This window comes from Mesorhizobium sp. M7A.F.Ca.CA.001.08.2.1 (genome assembly GCF_003998455.1).
GTDB classification, from domain to species: Bacteria; Pseudomonadota; Alphaproteobacteria; order Rhizobiales; family Rhizobiaceae; genus Mesorhizobium; species Mesorhizobium ciceri.
The window spans coordinates 1-1,760 of sequence record NZ_RZPW01001025.1; the positions used below are offsets into that span (position 1 = coordinate 1).

At 64.8% G+C, this 1,760-nt stretch carries 2 protein-coding genes; both read right to left on the reverse strand.

Features of this window, described 5'->3' with window-relative positions:
* On the reverse strand, window positions 1-596 hold a 596-nt coding region (locus tag EN914_RS34300), incomplete at its 3' end, for an FtsW/RodA/SpoVE family cell cycle protein (protein WP_164779131.1).
* The coding region (gene murD / locus EN914_RS34305) for a UDP-N-acetylmuramoyl-L-alanine--D-glutamate ligase (protein ID WP_127389632.1) at window positions 596-1,760 on the reverse strand (1,165 nt) is incomplete at its 5' end. The genes murD and EN914_RS34300, both read right to left, overlap by 1 nt.

Sequence of the window (1,760 nt, forward strand, 5' to 3'; positions counted from 1 at the left end):
GCGGCACCCAGCGCAACGATCCACAGCCAGGGCAGCCCGGCCATGAAAAACATGATGCCCCAGGTGCCGGTCGTCAGCATGGTCTGGCCGAGATCCGGTTGCGCCACCAGCAGCGACACGACCAGTACCAGCAGCAACATGGCGAACAGATTGCCGGGAATGTCGGGCTGGCGCTTGTGCTCAGCGAAAAGCCAGGCGCACATGATGACGAAGGCTGGTTTCAAAAATTCCGACGGCTGGATCGACAGGCCGGCAAACGACACCCAGCGGCGTGCGCCCTTCACCTCGACGCCGATGTAGAGCACCGCCACCATCAGCACCAGCATCAGGCACAGCATGATCAGCGCCATGCGCCGGATCTGCCGGGAATCGAGGAAGGAGACGGCCAGCATCACGCCGAGCGCCGGTACGGTGAAGATGATCTGCCTGGTGGCGAAGTGGAAACTGTCGAGGCCGATGCGTTCGGCGACCGCCGGGCTCGCCGCGAAGGACAGCACGATACCGAGGCCCATCAGCGACAGGAACGCCGCCAGGAACCAGCGATCGATCGTCCACCACCAGGTCGCAACCGGACTTTTGTCGAGACGGCTCTGCATTATCGTGCCCCTCCGATGGGTTTCACACCCTCGATAGCATTCGCAGCTTGCCTGAAGGCTTCGCCGCGAACTTCGAAATTCTTGAACTGGTCGAAGCTGGCGCAGGCCGGCGACAGCAGCACCACCGCCTCGCCGCTGTCGTCCTTAGCCGCATCATGCGCGGCGTGCTCGACCGCCGCGGCCAGCGTGCCTGAAATCTCGTAGGGCACGGCCTCGCCCAGCGTCGCCGAAAACGCCGGCGCCGCCTCGCCGATAAGATAGGCCTTGGCGATGCGCGGGAAGAAGCCGCGCAAGGGTTCGATGCCGCCTTCCTTGGGCAGGCCGCCGGCGATCCAGTAGATGCGTGGAAAGCTCGACAGCGCCGGCGCCGCAGCATCGGCATTGGTCGCCTTGGAATCGTTGATGAACAGCACATGGTCCTTGCGGCCGACCTGCTCCATGCGGTGCGCGAGGCCGGGAAAGCTTTCCAGCCCCGACTGGATCTCGCCAAGCTCCAGCCCGACCTTGAGGCAAGCGGCGACCGCAGCCAGAGCGTTCTGGGCATTGTGCTGGCCACGCAAGGAGCCGATGCCTTCGAGGAAGGCGACACGGCTGTAACGGCCGTGCACAGCTTCCATCAAATTGCTGCCATCGGCGAAATAGCCGTCGGTCAGCGGCAGGCGCTTGGAAATGCGGATGACATGCCGCCCCGCCCGCTCCAGCCGCTCGGCAATCTGCGCGCACCAGGAATCGTCGATGCCGACGATCGCCGTCTCGCTGCCGGCCACCAGCCGCTCCTTGATCGCGGCGTAGTGCTGCATGGTGCCGTGGCGGTCGAGATGATCGGGCGTCAGATTGAGCAGGATGCCGGCCGTCGGATTGATCGAGGGCGCGAGATCGATCTGGTAGGACGAGCATTCGACGACATAGTGCCGATCGGGCTCGGGCGGATCGAGCGTCATCACCGCGCGGCCGATATTGCCGCCCATCTGGGCATCGCGTCCCGCGGCTTTCAGGATGTGCGCGGTCAGCGCGGTCGTCGTCGACTTGCCGTTGGTGCCGGTGATGGCGATGAAAGGCGCTGTCGGCGCGCTCAGCATCCGCTCGCGGCAGAAAAGCTCGATGTCGCCGATGATCTCGACGCCTGAGCCGCGCGCCAGTTCCACCGTCCAATGCGGCTTGGGA